This window comes from Bradyrhizobium genosp. SA-3 (assembly GCF_004212635.1).
Classification (GTDB): domain Bacteria; phylum Pseudomonadota; class Alphaproteobacteria; order Rhizobiales; family Xanthobacteraceae; genus Bradyrhizobium.
This window is the reverse complement of sequence record NZ_PSRT01000363.1, coordinates 1-379: the sequence shown is the minus strand read 5'-3', so window position 1 is coordinate 379 and position 379 is coordinate 1. Positions and strand designations below refer to the sequence as shown.

At 69.1% G+C, this 379-nt stretch carries 1 protein-coding gene; it reads left to right on the top strand.

Going from position 1 to position 379, the window contains the following annotated elements:
* The coding region (locus tag CWO91_RS43590; RefSeq protein WP_165406093.1) for an Ig-like domain-containing protein at nucleotides 1-379 on the top strand (379 nt) is incomplete at both ends.

Genomic DNA, 379 nt, shown 5'->3' with positions numbered 1-379 from the left:
GTGGCGCTGAACCCGGCGGCGGCCATCGGCGATACGGTGCAGCTGTTGCTGGGCGGCTCGCCGCTGGCGCATCCGGTCACGCATGTGATCACGGCAGTCGACGTGACGGCCGGCAGCATCAGCCTGACGGTGACTGCCGGCGATCTTGGCGCCGATGGCGCCAAGCAGGTCACGGCACAGTTCAGCGATGCCGCCGGCAACAGTTCGATGACTGAAGCGCTGAGCTTCACCCTCGATACCACGGCGCCCGCCGTCACCATCACCAGCGCGGGCGGACCGGTCAACCAGGCGAGCCAAACCATCACCGGCACGGTGGACGTCGCCGATGCCGGCGCCACCGTCACCATCCTGGACGGCACCACCGCGATCGGCACCGCCA